Consider the following 16094-nt stretch of genomic DNA (forward strand, 5'->3'; position numbering starts at 1 on the left):
TTTATTTCTCAGCCAACCAGCGTGAAGCGTCTTTTCCGTAGTAGGTAATGATCATATCTGCACCCGCGCGTTTCATGCTGAGCAGGATTTCCATGGCAACTTTTTTCTCATCGATCCAGCCTTGAATCGCCGCCGCCTTCACCATGGCATACTCGCCACTTACATTATAGGCAACAAGCGGAAGATCAAATTGATCCTTAATCGTGCGCATAACATCCAGATAGGAAAGGGATGGTTTTACCATCAACATGTCCGCTCCTTCGAGCACATCCGTCTCTGCTTCACGCAAGGCTTCACGCGCGTTCGCCGGGTCCATCTGATAGGACTTACGGTCTCCAAATTGTGGTGTGGAATCTGCTGCTTCACGAAATGGACCATAAAATGCGGATGCATATTTAACAGAGTAGGACATGATCGGAATATGACTGAATCCATTCTCATCCAGCCCGGCGCGGATCGCTTGTACAAATCCATCCATCATGTTGGATGGTGCAATAATGTCCGCTCCTGCTTTGGCTTGAGATACTGCCGTTTGCACGAGTAGCTCCAGTGATTCATCATTTAATACATCTCCGCAGATGTGGCCGTCAATCTCCACGGTGTGTACCATACCGCAGTGACCGTGATCCGTGAATTCACACAGACAAGTATCCGCAACAACCAGCAATTCCGGGTACCAGGATTTGATCAATCTCGTCGCTTCCTGCACAATGCCATTTTCAGCGAAGCCAGATGAACCCACACTGTCCTTCGTCTCCGGAATACCGAACAATAACACGGCTGGAATTCCCAGCTCGGCAATTTCCGTTACTTCCTCCTGAAGACGATCCAACGAGAAGCGGAATACGCCAGGCATGGATTTAATTTCGGATTTTACATTTTCTCCATACGTCACATAGATCGGTTGAATAAAGTCATCCACGGTTAGATGGGTCTCTCTGACCATATTGCGAATACCTGTGGATTGGCGTAAACGGCGATGCCGTATAATTGGAAAACTCATACGTGTAAAACCTCCCTGAAAGTTAAATAGAGCAAAAAGGGAAGCGCGCTGGTATCCTATCGAATTCAGCACGCTTCATATGTTGACATGATTACATGTGTATTAATTTCGAAGAGCGCCTTCTTTGGTGCCTGTCCGTTTCCAGTCGCATAGCACTGTGATCAAGCTATCCATCGTTGCTTCCTCTGCCATCAGTGTAACCTTTAGTCCAGCGGCTTCTGCCGTCTTCGCTGTAACAGGTCCGATACACGCAACCTCCACATCTTTCAATAAAGGCAGTGGATCTTGCAATCCCATACGTTTCAATATACTCATGAAATTGGTAACCGTCGATGAACTTGTAAAGGTCACCGCATGAATACCACCTTCTTCAAGCAGCTTAAGCAGTTCGTCATCATCCTCACCAGCGAGGATCGTATCGTAGGTGATGGCTTCGGTGACTTGAAGTCCCCGTTCTCTCAACTGATCACGTAACCATGTACGTGCAAGATCACCGTGCGGGAGCAATACTCTCTGACCTTCCTTCAATTCACTTTCAAAAGCCTCAAGCATGCCTTCGGCCTGGAAAGGACCTTTGACAACCTCTGCAATGATGCCATGTTTGCGCAAAGCATCTGCTGTGGAAGGTCCTACGGCAGCAATTCTCGCTTGATGAATCGAGCGAATATCCTTGCCTTCCTGTTCCAGATGGCGGAAGAAAAACTCCACGCCGTTCACACTTGTGAAAAACACCCAGTCATAGGTATTTAAAGCACTGAAGGCGTCTTTGACACTTTGCTGCGCAGATTCACTGGACGGCATGACCGTCTCAATGACCGGAAACTCATACGGTTCGCCGCCAAGTTCCTCAATGCGATTCACCAGTTCACTCGCCTGACTGCGAGCACGGGTTACCAGAATTCGTTTGCCAAACAGCGGCAGCGCTTCTGCCCATTTCAACTGTTCCCGCTGATTGACGACATCTCCCACCACAATAACAGCTGGTGGTTGGAAATTGGCTGCGATTACTTTCGCTTCTATATCTTCAAGGGTACCTGTAAGGGTATCCTGTTCCGCTCGTGTTCCCCAACGAATCAGAGCTACCGGTGTTTGCGCTGGACGACCATGACGAATCAATTGTTCGCTGATATATCCAATTTTGGCAACCCCCATCATAAATACAAGTGTGCCCGTTGCATTCGTCACTTTATCCCAATGGATACTGCGATCAAGCTTGTCCGGACTCTCGTGCCCCGTAATAATAGAGATGGAAGATGCATAGTCACGATGAGTCACAGGAATTCCGGCATACGCAGGTACACTTATTGCAGCGGTAACCCCAGGTACAATCTCAAACGGAATTCCGTTTTTGTGCAGCAAACCCGCCTCTTCGCCTACACGTCCAAAGATCGTCGGGTCGCCACCTTTAAGTCGAACTACAACCTTGCCTTCAAGCGCCAGATCAACTAACAGTTGATTGATCTCTTCCTGTTTCATCGTATGCCGATCCGGGCGTTTGCCCACGTAAATCTTGACTGCGCCGGGTTTCATTTGTTTCAACAATCTCGGACTTGCCAAACGATCATAGACTACAGCATCAGCTTTACCGATGGATTCCCACCCTTTTACCGTAATCAGCTTTGCATCCCCAGGACCTGCCCCTACCAAAAAGACCTTTCCCACCATGTCTTCATCCCCTAACTTCTGCCAGTATCTGCTCTGCTCCCCGTTCGATCAATCTCCAAGCCACTTCTTCACCCAGACGAACCGGGTCCTTGCCGATCATAGCTTCCTTAAGAATCAGTCCACCATCCGGCGTGCCGACCATACCTGTTAATTGTAACGTGTTTTCACCATTCAGGGAATCTGCATCTTGCTGAGGCACCCACACCGCATGAGCACCGATCGGAACCTGGCAGCCCCCATTCAATACACTGAGAAAACGGCGTTCCGCCTGTACAGGAAATGCTGTCTCGGGATCGTTATACAGCTGCAGCAAGTGCAATAGTTCCTCATCGTCTTCACGACATTCGATACCAAGCGCGCCTTGACCTACGGCCGGAAGGCAAGCTGTTTCCGTCAGGTACTCTGTGATTCGGTCTTCCCAGCCCATACGGTACAATCCTGCAGCTGCCAGAATAATCGCATCGAATCCTTCGGTCTCCAGCTTCCGCAGACGGGAATCAATATTGCCGCGAATCGATTCCAATTGCAAATCTGGACGATAGGCCTTTAATTGACTCGACCGGCGCAGACTGCTTGTTCCGACTCTAGCTCCTTCTGGCAGTTGATCCAGAGTAAGTCCACCATTGGAGATCAGCGCATCCCGTGGATCTGCACGACGGGGAATAGCACCATTGATTAATCCTTCGGGTAACTCGGAGGGCATATCTTTCATGCTATGCACAGCCATATCAATGGTACGATCAAGCATCGCCTGTTCAATCTCTTTGACAAACAGACCTTTGCCTCCCACTTTTGACAACGTTACATCCAGAATGAGATCTCCCTTGGTAACAATCTTATGTACTTCAAAGTCAAAAGCTAATCCTTCCCGCTCACAAATATCGCGTAAATCCTGAATGACATGACCTGTCTGGGTTAGCGCAAGCGCGCTCTGTCTACTTCCAACTTTAATTGTACGCATATCTACACTTCCTCCTGATTACGGGATATCCAGTCCCCGATTTCTTCTTCGGTCCACCATCGAAAATGGCCTGTACGAATATCTTCTAATATGTGCATTTCAGTTAATTGCCGAAGCAACGTACTTCTGAGACTTGAAGAAGATACGCGTGACTTCACCTCAGTCCTCATCTGGTGCAAAAACTCAAGGTACGTCTCATACTCATCCCCGAACTGTCGTTCGAGTGTGGCACGTATCTCCGCAGCTGCTGCCGGTCCCGCTCCTGCTGTGGATATCGCTATGCTTAATCTCCCACGCCTTACCACGCTTGGCGTAATAAAGCTGCTGTGCTCCGAAGACATTGCGTCATTCACCAATATGCCCGCAGCCTCCGCATCCCGAACCACAGTTGAATTGACCTCTGATTGGTCAGTCGCTGCATATACGAGAAAGGCCCCCCGCAAATCTCCATTGCGGTAGGACCGGTCTATCCATTGAATTCGGGATTCATGATGCAGTTGTTTTAATACGCGAGTAAGCTCCGGACTAATGACCGTAATCTGTGCCTCAGCATGCAGTAATCCCTTAATTTTACGTTCGGCAACACGTCCACCACCAACCACGCAGCACTTCTTGCCTGAAGTATTCACAAATATTGGCGTGTAACGGTCCATCCCCTTCACTCTCCCGTCCAACGATGAAACGCTGAATACGCATTGGATAAAAAACTTATAATGACAAATCCGTACCCGATCAGTGTCCATCTTGCCATGATAATTGTAGAGAACTGTTTCCTTCTTTTGGATACGAAGTAACCCACATAGATGGCTATAGCAAGACCTGTCGCAATAACTTTGAGATCCAAGAGTAGAATCCAGCGTCTTTCCGCCACAATGGATAATACGGCAAGCATCACAGAAACGCCAAGGAGCGGTGTACCTATCAATGTAGCACCATCCATATACTTACCGATCACTTCCAGGCTTGGCAGCCGTCGCATCGTATCATTCCACTTTTTTTTCTTCAACTTACGGTGCAGGAACAGATATAACATGGCAAATACCGTAGCAACGGTTAACGCCGCAAAACCAAGATTCGCCAAGGTAATATGCATAATAAGTAATCCATGTACCGTTTGCCAGTTATGCAGTGATATCTCTCCTGCCGTAAACCACAGTCGGTTTAATACCGTAACGGAAAAACCTACAACATTCAGCAACAAAATCACAAATTCGGAACGCTGGATGCGAGTCATGACGAGAGACATCAGCACAATACTGAATGAAAATATAAACAAAAAATCAAAGGTGGTATAGATGGGGAAATGGCCTTCAGTCCACATGCGCAGTATGACATGCGTTACCTGCAATCCCCAAACAACGACAAGAAACCCTGTGCCTGTCCGCTTCGCCCCCGCATTGCGTCGAATGCAGTCCGAGAAATAGAACAGTAGGCTCAGGGCATACATATAGATTAGAGCTTCATAAACTTGTTCAGCAAGGGTCAAGCTGCCCACCCGCCTTATACGCCTGCCGGAGCATAAGCCGGCACGGGGTCTTGCCGGTTTTCGTTAAGGTGAGCGGCTGGTTTCGCCAGAGCTGTAGCATCACTCTGACTCACTTTTTCAGCGGCCATCTCTACTGAATCTTCCAGAGCGAAAATCTGAGTAAACATGCGCAGAGCTTCATCACCTTGCTTCGTGCCTGCCATTTCCTTAATTCGATTAATCGGATCTGTCGTCATTTGGTTCACAATACTCTTGGTCAAACGACGAATGACTTTACGTTGATGTTCATCCAGCTCAGGCAGTTTATTAAACAGGCTATCCATCGTTTCTTCATGAATGGAGACCCCTTTTTCCTGCAAAGCGCGAATAACGGGACGAACACCCAACGTTTTGAGCCAATGGTAATAATCCTCCATCTCAAGCTCAATCATTCTCTCAATCTTGGCAGCTTCCACCTTACGCATCTCCAGGTTGCTCTCCACGATTCCTTCCAGATCATCAATGTCATAGAGAAATACGTTGGATAATTCACCTATCGCCGGATCAATATCGCGTGGAACCGCAATATCAATCAGGAACAATGGACGAGATTGACGACGCTTCATGCTCTCCCGTACCACTGCTGCATCCATGACATAACGTTCAGCTCCAGTGGAACTAATTACAATATCAACTTCATTAAGTCGATCTAATGCCTGTTCCATCGTACAAGGTGTACCCCGGAATTTGGCTGCCAATTCTTCAGCTCTTGCGAGCGTGCGGTTCGCCACGATGACCTCGGATGCCCCGTTGGCATAGAGATGTTTCACGGTTAGTTCACTCATCTTGCCAGCACCCAAAATGAGCACCTTCTTGTCTGTGAACATGCCAAAGATCCTCTTACCGAGTTCAACAGCAGCATAACTGACAGATACGGCGCTCTCCCCGATGGAAGTCTCCGAATGTGCCCGTTTGCCCAGCGTAACTGCCTGTTTGAACAGCATATTAAACCAGGTACCTGTTGATTTTTCTTCCTGTGCTTTAAGAAAAGCCTGTTTCACCTGTCCAAGTATCTGAGTCTCACCGATGACCATGGAATCCAGTCCGCAGATCACGCGGAACAAATGGCGCATGGCTTGATCATCTTCATATATATATAAGTGTTGCGTAAATTCTTCCCGTGGTACATTAAACCATTGTTCCATGAATGTTCGAATAAAATAACCACACATGTGAAGACGGTCCACCACAACATACAACTCGGTACGGTTACATGTGGCTACGATTACACCTTCCAATACACTCTTGGTCAGCTTGAGCTGCTGCAGCGCTTCAGACAAATCCTTTTCTGCAAATGTGAATCGTTCCCTAACCTCTACAGGCGCCGTGCGATAATTCAAACCAACGACAACGATGTGCATTGCAAGTTCACCTGCCTAATAAATTTCCAATCAAAGTGCTTACTGCATATGTCTATCCATTTATGATTGACATGGTTAATTATATCACACATCATAGCCGTGACCGGGTCATTTTTATGAAATGTTTATGAAATCACCATGTTCATCATCATATGCACTGTCATTTATTGTAGTGTCTCACCAAAGTTCACCGTTATGCGTTAAAAAGTGTCGATTATGAATATTCATAACGATACGCATATTAAAACAAATAGCCATGGAATTATTCCATGACTATTTAGAGTTTGGGAGGTTATGTGTCCATCCCGATATGTGAACATTGTATATGCAATATACTTTTTATTTAAACCCGTTCAGTCTGGTTGTTCATCTCTGGTGTTTCAACTTGCAATTCGCCCAATCCACGTACCAACTTTTTTGCATACGTTTTTTCAGGCTTTAATACGGATACCAGGTAGTCAATAGCAAGCTGTGGATCTACGGTCTCCCCACAAGTGTAACAATCTATTGCTGCAAAACCTCTCTCAGGATACGTATGAATGGAGAGATGGCTCTCAGACAATAGTACAAGTACGGTCGCTCCCTGTGGATCAAACTGCTTGGATTGTACGGACATCACTGTCGCGCCACATGCCTCCGCTGCTTCAACCATTTGGGCTTCCAGATACTCTGCATTGTTCAGTAGATTAAAGTCGACACCCCAAGTATCAACAGCAACGTGTCTTCCGAAAGTTGAATATTCCATCCTTCGGTTCCCCCTTCCTAGGAATAAAATGTTTGAAGAATTTCATCCGCTAGGACCTACGTCATTCACTTCCCGAGGGAAAAATCTCTCGCAACATATAATGTCCTGAGTGAATCCTGGTTCCTATATTGTTTTCAACGAGATTAAAAATAACATTGAATCAGAGTGAAATCAACCCTTTTCCAGAAGATTGTAAAATAAATATTTTCAATTCGGCATATTCGATCTCACATCAAAAAATCCCCCTGAAAACCTCCACATTGGCGAGTGCCACTGCCCGGAAGATACAAGGGAATTCATTATATACATATACGTTTATAAACATAAAATTTTAAGCTAATAAGCTTCAAGCTCAAACAACCGTTTTTGATGGCGAGCAAGGGTCTCATCAATCTGATGGAGCTGATCAGCAGTCGCATCTTTTCTAGTGTCCAGCAGTGAATCGATCTCGGCATACACACGGTTGATTTCGCGTTCTACATCTCTGGCCTGGAACAGATGTTGCAATTCAAGCAACGTATTTTTGTATTCATAGATCACTCGGGTGTTCTCCCCGGTCTTCTCCACAATTTTGCGGACAGTGCCTTGCGCATAAACATACGTCATGGTGAACCCTTTATAGATCCGATGAACGACCCCGTCACCTTTAAAAGTCACAAAGAGCTTCCGGACAACGTTGGTCAGATGCAGATTCACCAGCCGGCAAGATAACTCACAGATATAAAACCCTTCTATGCGGTCAAAAGGGAAATGCACTTCTTCTCCACTTACATCTCCCAGCACAACCTCCTGACAACCATTGTCCAACACCTTAACCCGGTGATGAAGCCTGCCGTCTTCTGTCATGCGCAAAAACTGATGCATCTGGGGTTCTGACAATTTTATAGTGGCCTTCACATACTCTGTGGCTAACCGCTGAGCCATACAAATCCCTCAATTCTTTCCCGATTGTTTTGCCTTCCTGCACATGTAGCAGTTATCTCAAAATTCTTCAGGCCGGCATGGCCGGTAATTTTGGTACTGTTGGCAATATGCACCTATGCTCATTATACACTACCCTAACGTTATTTTTCTCCAGACCCAGATGATGAATTCTCACGAAATTCCATAAAAAACCGGATTAATCTGGATCTCATCAAAGATTCACTTAGCATGCTCACTTTCCTGCACTAAAACGATATACTATCTCGGTTATCCGTTAATTTCGTTGGTTTCTTCCTCATCAGAAGCACCCTCTGCATCCAGCACTGGTGCATACTTATCTATCTGAGCATGCCGGGTTATGATGTCCCATAACTCTTCTTTCCCCAATCCCTCTTCGGATGAAAACGGTACAAACAAATCCCCTGAACGAAGACCCAGTGATTCCTTAATGACTTTGATATGTTTGGCTCTGCGTGTTTTTGGAATCTTGTCCATCTTGGTCGCTACGACAACCAAAGGCAATCCGTTATGACGAAGCCACTCATTCATCATCTTGTCATCCTTGGATGGCTCATGTCTCATATCCACCATCTGCATGACCAGTTTCAATTCCTCGCGTCCGAGCAGGTATTTCTCCATCATTTTACCCCAGGCAAAACGCTGCTCTTTAGAAACTTTGGCGTAGCCATATCCCGGGAAATCGACGAAGTAGAGATCTTGATTAATTTTATAATAGTTGAGTTGCTGTGTCTTACCCGGAGTTGAGCTCGTCCGAGCCAAATTTTTACGATTGATCAAACGGTTGATCAGGGAAGATTTCCCCACATTGGAGCGTCCAGCCAAAGCAATCTCTGGCAGACCGTCCTCAGGGTATTGTTCAGGCCGAACGGCACTGATAATAAATTCAGATTGATTTACTTTCATATTGTATCTTTCCTCTCTTGAACGCCTGTGCTTATGCATCACCTGTTGAAGGTATTATGCCATGGATTGTTCTATCATACCAAAAAAACCGTTCCAGCGGACGCCGAAGCCTCCGCAGAACGGTCTAATCTTCATACGAACCTTTCGGATAAGTGGATTACAGGTGAATTCCTGTCTGCTCAACAAGTGCATGCTGCAATACCTGATCCATATGGGCTACAGGGACAAACTCCACATCTTCCTTGATGCTGTCTGGAATGTCACGCAGGTCCCGTTCGTTATCCTTGGGCAATAATATTTTTTTATAGCCGGCACGATGGGCTGCCAGTGATTTCTCTTTCAGACCACCGATCGGCAGCACACGTCCACGCAGTGTTATTTCACCAGTCATCGCGATATCCTTGGACACATGTTTGTTCGTCAAGGCTGAGATTAACGCTGTTGCCATCGTAATCCCGGCAGATGGACCATCCTTCGGAATCGCTCCTTCCGGAACGTGGATATGGATATCGTTCTTCTCATGGAAGTCAGGCGAAATTCCAAGCTGTGTAGCTTTGGAACGGGTGTAACTGAATGCGGCTTGTGCCGATTCCTTCATGACATCCCCCAGTTTACCTGTGAGAGTCAATTTACCTGTTCCAGGCACAACAGTCACTTCAATGATAAGGGTATCCCCACCCACTTCAGTCCACGCCAGACCCGTTACGGTACCAATCTGATCTTCCAGTTCGGCCATACCATAACGGAACTTGCCAGGTCCAAGGTAGTCTTTGATCTCATCGGATGAGATGTTAATCTGACCTTCCACACCCGATACGATGTTCTTGGCAGCTTTCCGGCACAACGAAGCCATTTGCTGTTCCAGATTACGCACACCTGACTCCCGTGTATATTCACGAATTACACGCAACAACGCGTCATCCGGGATTTCCAACTGCTCTTCTTCCAGACCATGGTCCTGCTTCTGTTTGGGCAACAAATAGTTTTTCGCAATTTGCAGCTTCTCCAGTTCCGTATAACCAGGGATGTTGAGCATTTCCATCCGATCCAGCAATGGACGCGGAATATTGTGTACCGTGTTGGCAGTTGTTATAAACATAACGTTGGATAAGTCAAACGGCAATTCGACAAAATGATCACTAAACGTATTATTTTGTTCCGGATCAAGTACCTCAAGTAATGCTGCAGAAGGATCTCCGCGGAAATCTGAAGCCATCTTATCAATCTCGTCCAGCAGGAATACCGGGTTAAGTGAACCTGCCGTTTTCATCCCCTGAATGATACGCCCAGGCATAGCCCCTACATAGGTGCGTCGGTGACCACGAATCTCGGCTTCATCCCGCACGCCGCCAAGAGATATTCTTACAAACTCCCGACCCAGCGATCTGGCGATCGAACGAGCAAGTGATGTTTTACCGACCCCTGGAGGTCCAACCAGACAGAGAATTGGCCCTTTGAGTTTCTTGACGAGCTTCTGGACAGCCAGATATTCAAGCACACGTTCTTTCGGCTTTTCCAGTCCGTAATGATCTGCATTGAGCACATCTTCGGCTTTTTGGATATCCAGATCATCCGCTGTCATCTGACTCCAAGGAAGGCCAAGCAGCCAATCCACGTAGTTGCGAATGACTCCGCCCTCGGCTGAACTTGCAGGCATTTTCTCCAGTCGATCAATTTCTTTCTCGACCTTTTCTTTCACCTTGTCCGGCAAGCCGAGTTCTTCCATCTGAGTGCGAAGTTCCTCGACCTCACCCGCACGGCCTTCTTTTTCACCCAGTTCTTTCTGGATCGCTTTCATCTGCTCGCGCAAATAATATTCCTTCTGCGTTTTCTCCATCTGTTTCTTCACACGTTGGCTGATCTTGCGTTCAAGCTCCAGCACTTCGCGCTCATTGTTCAGGATATCCAGCAATTTCTCCAGACGTTCCCGAACGTCGATGGTCTCCAGAATTTCCTGTTTATCCTTGATCTTCAAGGACAGGTGACTTGTGATGACATCGGCCAGACGCCCTGGTTCTTCGATGTCAGACACCGCTGCGAGTGTCTCTGGTGTCACTTTTTTGGACAGATTAATATAATTCTCGAACTGGTTCAGAACGGTACGCATCAAGGCATCCGTCTCCGGATGGGTATTCTCCTCTTCAGGCAGCTCTTTAGCCAGTACTTCATAATATTCCTCGTTGTCCGTATATTCAATAATTTCAGCCCGTTCCAAGCCTTCAACGAGTACACGAATCGTACCGTTCGGAAGCTTCAGCATCTGTCTGACCTTGGCCACGGTTCCGATTCTGAAAATGTCCTCTTGTGTTGGTTCTTCAATATTTACTTCGGCTTGGGAACATAGGAGAATCAGATGTTCTTCTACCATCGCTTTTTCTAAAGCCTTGACCGATTTCTCCCGGCCCACATCGAGATGCAGTACCATACTCGGGTAGACGAGAAGTCCTCTTAAAGGCAGTAAAGGAAAACGACGACCTTTCGCTTTGCTCGGTCCCATCGCTTTCGCACCTCCAATGGCTCTCAGGTTGTAGTCATTCATTATTCTATCAAATGTTCACATAAAAAACCAATGAAGGGAAGCGCTTAGCAGCTTCCCGAATCTGTAACCTGTCCTGGACGAGGCACGTCCGCACGCAAATAGGAAGCGGATGCCGGTGGAAAAATCTCCGGTGAAGGTGCAACTGTCTCCTCTGCAAGCTTCGTTTGTTCCATCTGTTGTGATTCCGGGACCCAGGCGAACACTTCACGGAATACGTCCTGCACCGTATCTACCGGGATAACGCGCAAGCCATCCAGATTCTCAAAAATGGACTGCCAGTTCTCCGCGGGAATAATAACGGTCTTCGCTCCTGCCTGAAAGGCAGCCTCGACCTTGGCCAGCACGCCACCTATTGGCTTAACCCGACCATGAATACTGATCTCGCCAGTCATCGCTGTCTCATGATCCACAGGACGCCTCTGAATGGCTGATGTAATGGCAGTCGCCATGGCAATCCCGGCGGATGGACCATCAATAGGCGTCCCACCTGGGAAATTCACGTGTAAATCGTAATCATTCGGACGAATACCCATGGCTTTTAATACGGTTAACACATTTTCAACCGAGCCTTTGGCCATACTTTTTCGCCGGAGTGTACGCGAACCGCCTCCAATCTCTTCTTCATCCACAACGCCTGTAATATTGATTCGGCCTTGATCTTTAAGAGCCGGAACAGCAGACACTTCAATCTCCAAAATGGTTCCCATATTCGGTCCGTATACCGCCAAGCCGTTAACAAAACCCACCTGCGGCTGTGTAGGGACCTTCCGATCAGGCCGTGGCTGAATCTGACTGCTACCCGCCACCCACTCTACATCGGACGCCTGAAGCGTCTCACGCTTCTCTGTCAGCGCAAGTCCAGCGGCAAGCTGGATGATATTGACCGCTTCACGTCCATTGGTTGCATATCGCTTGACCACATCAACGGCATCCGGACATGGACTGAACCCTATTTTCTGAACAGCATCCTCTGCAATTCGCCCAATCTCCTCAGGCAACAAAGGACGGAAATAAACTTCCATGCAGCGGGAACGCAAAGCTGGTGGCAGTTCATGAGGCGAACGTGTCGTCGCTCCAACAAGGCGGAAATCGGCTGGTAGGCCATTTTGAAAAATATCGTGGATATAAGCAGGAGTATGCGTGTCTTCCGAGTTATAGTACGCACTCTCCAAAAACACCTTGCGATCCTCCAACACTTTCAACAGCTTATTCATCTGAATCGAATGTAATTCACCAATTTCATCAATAAAAAGCATTCCCCCATGCGCTTTCGTCACAGCGCCCGGTTTTGGTTGGGGAATACCAGCAACGCCCATGGCTCCTGCTCCCTGATATATCGGATCATGAACCGAACCAATTAAGGGGTCCGCAATACCACGTTCATCAAAACGGGCTGTTGTTGCATCCAGCTCCGTGAATTTGGCGTCCGGTTTGAAAGGAGAAGATGGATTCTTCTTAGCCTCTTCCAATACAACCCTTGCGGCAGCTGTCTTCCCGACTCCGGGAGGGCCATAAATGATAACATGTTGCGGATTCGCACTGCATAATGCAGCTTTAAGGGCACGCAACCCATCTTTTTGCCCAACAATATCGTTAATGGTAGCTGGACGCGTCTTCTCCGACAGCGGCTTGGTGAGTGAGATTGAACGCAGCTTGCGCAGCTTCTCCAGTTCCTTGCGAGATTCACGCTCCACGGCACTGCGGTTCGTTTTCTGGCCACGCAGCAGGTTCCAGAAATACAAACCAATCACCACTCCAAAAAATAACTGAATCAACATGATGACCATACCAAATTCCATGTCTTCACATCCTCCTATTTGTCGCTATTCTCATATGAGATCATGCTAATACTTGGTAGTATAGCCTTTTCAACGCGACGTAAACGGGCGATGCGGAATTTGTATGCGAGAAAATAAAAAGCCCGCCATCGCTGGCGAGCTTTTGTTGTAACAAGATATGAATCAATCAGTGCGAACGACCAGGAATAACACCTGTCTCTTCGTAGGCTTCGACGATTTTGTCGATCTCTTTTTTTAATTCCTCAACCATGATTTCTTCAGGCACTTTACGGATCATCTTGCCGTGACGGAACAAGAGACCTTCTCCACGAGCACCGGCAATCCCGATATCCGCTTCTTTGGCCTCACCCGGACCATTAACCGCACAACCCAACACCGATACTTTAATCGGCACCTTCAGTTTGGAGATATACTCTTCCACTTCGTTGGCAATGGAGAACAGGTCGATATCCAAACGTCCACACGTCGGGCAGGAGATCAATGTGGCTGCATTTGTAATGAGTCCAAATGTTTTGAGCAGATCACGAGCGACTTTGATTTCTTCTACCGGGTCCGCACTCAGTGAGATCCGCATCGTTGAACCAATACCCATGGAGAGCAAGGCTCCCATACCTGCGGAGCTTTTGATCGTACCGGAGAACAATGTACCCGCTTCGGTAATCCCGAGATGCAACGGATACGGAATGATTTGAGCTGCTTTGGTATATGCCTCAATTGCCATCGGCACATCCGATGCTTTGAGAGACACGATGATATCATGGAAATCAAGCTCTTCCAAAATACCAATGTGATACAATGCACTTTCTACCATAGCATCTGCCGTAGGATACCCATACTTCTCAAGAAGATGGTTTTCCAGAGAGCCTGCATTTACTCCGATCCGGATCGGAATACCGCGGTCTTTACAAGCCTTAACCACTTCTTCCACTTTAGCACGTTTACCGATGTTCCCTGGGTTAATCCGTACTTTATCAATGCCGTTCTCAATCGCAAGTAAAGCCAGCTTATAGTTGAAATGAATGTCCGCTACGAGCGGTATATTAATGCGTTTCTTGATTTCCTTGATGGCTGCGGCAGCTTCCTCATTATTCACCGTAACACGTACAATTTGACAACCCGCTTCTTCCAGTCGCAGAATCTCTGCAACTGTTGCTTCAACGTCTGCCGTTTTGGTTGTACACATACTTTGGATAATGACTTCGTTACTGCCACCGATCGTTACGTTTCCCACTTTCACGGGACGTGTATCCTGTCTTAAATACATGAGTGATTTCTCTCCCCACAACGTCAAAGCTCCACCCTGACAGAGACATGAATTCGCCTTCTGCCAAAGTGGAGAACTGACAAGTCTATATTTCAGAGTTCAACGGGATTCAGGCCTTTATTAGGCGCTCTCTTCCTGCTTATCGTCCTTCGATTGGCTTAGTTCAGGCACGACTCTTTTCTCAACAACTTCTTCGGTAATGACACAGTTCGTAACATCTTCACGTGAAGGCACTTCATACATGATTTCCAGCATGATACCTTCAATGATGGCACGCAATCCACGTGCACCTGTGTTACGTTTAATTGCTTCTTTTGCAATCGCAAGCAATGCAGCTGGTTCAAAGACCAGATTCACATTATCCAGCTCAAGCAGTTTTTGGTACTGTTTGGTAAGCGCGTTTTTTGGTTCGGAAAGGATCCGTACCAGCGTATCTTCATCCAGCGGCTCCAAAGTGGAGATGACTGGCAGACGGCCTACAAATTCCGGAATCAGACCAAATTTCAGCAAATCTTCCGGCAATACCATACCCAGGTATTCACCTGGTTTCAGATCTTTTTGTTCAGAAACGGTATTAAAGCCAATGACTTTTTTACCAATCCGGCGTTTGATCATTTGCTCCAGACCATCAAAGGCACCGCCGCAAATGAACAGGATGTTCGTTGTATCGATCTGAATGAATTCTTGATGAGGGTGTTTACGACCACCTTGTGGTGGTACAGAAGCCACAGTTCCTTCAAGAATTTTCAAGAGAGCCTGTTGCACACCTTCGCCCGATACATCACGAGTAATGGATGGGTTTTCGGATTTACGCGCTACTTTATCAATCTCATCGATATAAATAATGCCACGCTCTGCTTTTTCCACATCATAATCAGCAGCTTGAATCAGTTTGAGCAGGATGTTCTCTACATCCTCACCCACATAACCAGCTTCAGTTAATGACGTAGCATCAGCAATAGCAAAAGGAACATTCAAAATTTTTGCCATCGTTTGCGCAAGCAACGTTTTACCAGAACCTGTTGGTCCTAACAGCAAAATGTTACTCTTTGACAATTCAACGTCTTCAATTTTGCTCTGTGTGTTGATCCGTTTGTAGTGATTATACACCGCAACAGACAATGATTTTTTCGCTTGTTCCTGTCCAATAACATATTGATCCAGAATATTACGAATTTCTTTTGGTTTCGGAATATCTTTCAGGTCTACTTCTTCATCATGACCAAGTTCTTCCTCAACGATTTCGGTGCAAAGTTCAATACATTCATCACAAATGTACACGCCTGGTCCAGCGACCAACTTGCGTACCTGCTCCTGAGATTTACCGCAAAAAGAGCATTTCAGTTGCCCTTTCTCATCGTTAAATTTAAACATGAAACCACCC

At 46.8% G+C, this 16094-nt stretch carries 13 protein-coding genes; all 13 read right to left on the reverse strand.

The features are described from left to right. Window position 1: 1 nt before the first annotated feature. The 13 genes from hemB to clpX all read right to left on the reverse strand — a co-directional run bounded on the left by hemB (window position 2) and on the right by clpX (window position 16084). A complete protein-coding gene (gene hemB / locus F0220_RS24000; protein WP_105601130.1) occupies window positions 2-1003 on the reverse strand; it encodes a porphobilinogen synthase in 1002 nt (333 codons plus the stop codon). A gap of 102 nt (window positions 1004-1105) precedes the next feature. Further along, window positions 1106-2668, reverse strand: a complete 1563-nt coding sequence (gene cobA, locus F0220_RS24005) for a uroporphyrinogen-III C-methyltransferase (protein WP_091011884.1) — start codon at window positions 2666-2668, stop codon at window positions 1106-1108. 4 nt (window positions 2669-2672) lie between these two features. Continuing rightward, window positions 2673-3629, reverse strand: coding sequence for a hydroxymethylbilane synthase (gene hemC, locus F0220_RS24010; protein ID WP_036605896.1), 957 nt, complete (start codon window positions 3627-3629; stop codon window positions 2673-2675). Between the two features lie 2 nt (window positions 3630-3631). Beyond that, window positions 3632-4282 (reverse strand): precorrin-2 dehydrogenase/sirohydrochlorin ferrochelatase family protein, encoded by a 651-nt coding sequence (locus tag F0220_RS24015; RefSeq protein ID WP_105601132.1) that lies wholly within the window; start codon window positions 4280-4282, stop codon window positions 3632-3634. 5 nt (window positions 4283-4287) lie between these two features. Next, entirely contained in the window at window positions 4288-5115 is an 828-nt protein-coding gene (ccsA, locus tag F0220_RS24020; RefSeq protein ID WP_373419789.1) for a cytochrome c biogenesis protein CcsA, read from the reverse strand. 14 nt (window positions 5116-5129) lie between these two features. Continuing rightward, window positions 5130-6515 carry a glutamyl-tRNA reductase gene (gene hemA, locus F0220_RS24025; protein ID WP_091011879.1) on the reverse strand — a complete coding sequence of 462 codons (1386 nt, stop codon included), beginning with the start codon at window positions 6513-6515 and terminating at the stop codon, window positions 5130-5132. A gap of 343 nt (window positions 6516-6858) precedes the next feature. Continuing rightward, the gene (gene speD / locus F0220_RS24030) at window positions 6859-7260 is read right to left on the reverse strand and encodes an adenosylmethionine decarboxylase (protein ID WP_091011877.1); all 402 of its coding nucleotides are present in this window, start codon (window positions 7258-7260) and stop codon (window positions 6859-6861) included. Between the two features lie 336 nt (window positions 7261-7596). Next, on the reverse strand, window positions 7597-8184 hold the full coding sequence (locus tag F0220_RS24035; RefSeq protein ID WP_091011875.1) for a non-ribosomal peptide synthetase module: 588 nt from the start codon (window positions 8182-8184) through the stop codon (window positions 7597-7599). 267 nt (window positions 8185-8451) lie between these two features. Further along, the gene (yihA, locus tag F0220_RS24040; protein WP_219845154.1) at window positions 8452-9108 is read right to left on the reverse strand and encodes a ribosome biogenesis GTP-binding protein YihA/YsxC; all 657 of its coding nucleotides are present in this window, start codon (window positions 9106-9108) and stop codon (window positions 8452-8454) included. A gap of 157 nt (window positions 9109-9265) precedes the next feature. After that, window positions 9266-11605, reverse strand: coding sequence for an endopeptidase La (gene lon / locus F0220_RS24045; protein ID WP_091011872.1), 2340 nt, complete (start codon window positions 11603-11605; stop codon window positions 9266-9268). Between the two features lie 86 nt (window positions 11606-11691). Next, window positions 11692-13446: an ATP-dependent protease LonB gene (lonB, locus tag F0220_RS24050; RefSeq protein WP_105601135.1), complete on the reverse strand. Its 1755-nt coding sequence runs from the start codon at window positions 13444-13446 to the stop codon at window positions 11692-11694. Window positions 13447-13612: 166 nt separating this feature from the next. Then, window positions 13613-14710 carry a flavodoxin-dependent (E)-4-hydroxy-3-methylbut-2-enyl-diphosphate synthase gene (gene ispG / locus F0220_RS24055; RefSeq protein WP_091011869.1) on the reverse strand — a complete coding sequence of 366 codons (1098 nt, stop codon included), beginning with the start codon at window positions 14708-14710 and terminating at the stop codon, window positions 13613-13615. A gap of 120 nt (window positions 14711-14830) precedes the next feature. Then, window positions 14831-16084 carry an ATP-dependent protease ATP-binding subunit ClpX gene (gene clpX / locus F0220_RS24060; protein ID WP_036605887.1) on the reverse strand — a complete coding sequence of 418 codons (1254 nt, stop codon included), beginning with the start codon at window positions 16082-16084 and terminating at the stop codon, window positions 14831-14833. Between the last annotated feature and the right edge of the window lie 10 nt (window positions 16085-16094).

The organism is Paenibacillus sp. 37 (assembly GCF_008386395.1).
Classification (GTDB): Bacteria; Bacillota; Bacilli; order Paenibacillales; family Paenibacillaceae; genus Paenibacillus; species Paenibacillus amylolyticus_B.

Bases quoted from the DNA above. Each gene is read 5' to 3' on its own strand.
- yihA (WP_219845154.1), bottom strand. From the start codon at position 9,108: ATGAAAGTAAATCAATCTGAATTTATTATCAGTGCCGTTCGGCCTGAA.
- speD (WP_091011877.1), bottom strand. From the start codon at position 7,260: ATGGAATATTCAACTTTCGGAAGACACGTTGCTGTTGATACTTGGGGT.
- hemB (WP_105601130.1), bottom strand. From the start codon at position 1,003: ATGAGTTTTCCAATTATACGGCATCGCCGTTTACGCCAATCCACAGGT.
- F0220_RS24035 (WP_091011875.1), bottom strand. From the start codon at position 8,184: ATGGCTCAGCGGTTAGCCACAGAGTATGTGAAGGCCACTATAAAATTG.
- hemC (WP_036605896.1), bottom strand. From the start codon at position 3,629: ATGCGTACAATTAAAGTTGGAAGTAGACAGAGCGCGCTTGCGCTAACC.
- lon (WP_091011872.1), bottom strand. From the start codon at position 11,605: ATGGGACCGAGCAAAGCGAAAGGTCGTCGTTTTCCTTTACTGCCTTTA.
- F0220_RS24015 (WP_105601132.1), bottom strand. From the start codon at position 4,282: ATGGACCGTTACACGCCAATATTTGTGAATACTTCAGGCAAGAAGTGC.
- hemA (WP_091011879.1), bottom strand. From the start codon at position 6,515: ATGCACATCGTTGTCGTTGGTTTGAATTATCGCACGGCGCCTGTAGAG.
- ispG (WP_091011869.1), bottom strand. From the start codon at position 14,710: ATGTATTTAAGACAGGATACACGTCCCGTGAAAGTGGGAAACGTAACG.
- cobA (WP_091011884.1), bottom strand. From the start codon at position 2,668: ATGGTGGGAAAGGTCTTTTTGGTAGGGGCAGGTCCTGGGGATGCAAAG.
- clpX (WP_036605887.1), bottom strand. From the start codon at position 16,084: ATGTTTAAATTTAACGATGAGAAAGGGCAACTGAAATGCTCTTTTTGC.
- lonB (WP_105601135.1), bottom strand. From the start codon at position 13,446: ATGGAATTTGGTATGGTCATCATGTTGATTCAGTTATTTTTTGGAGTG.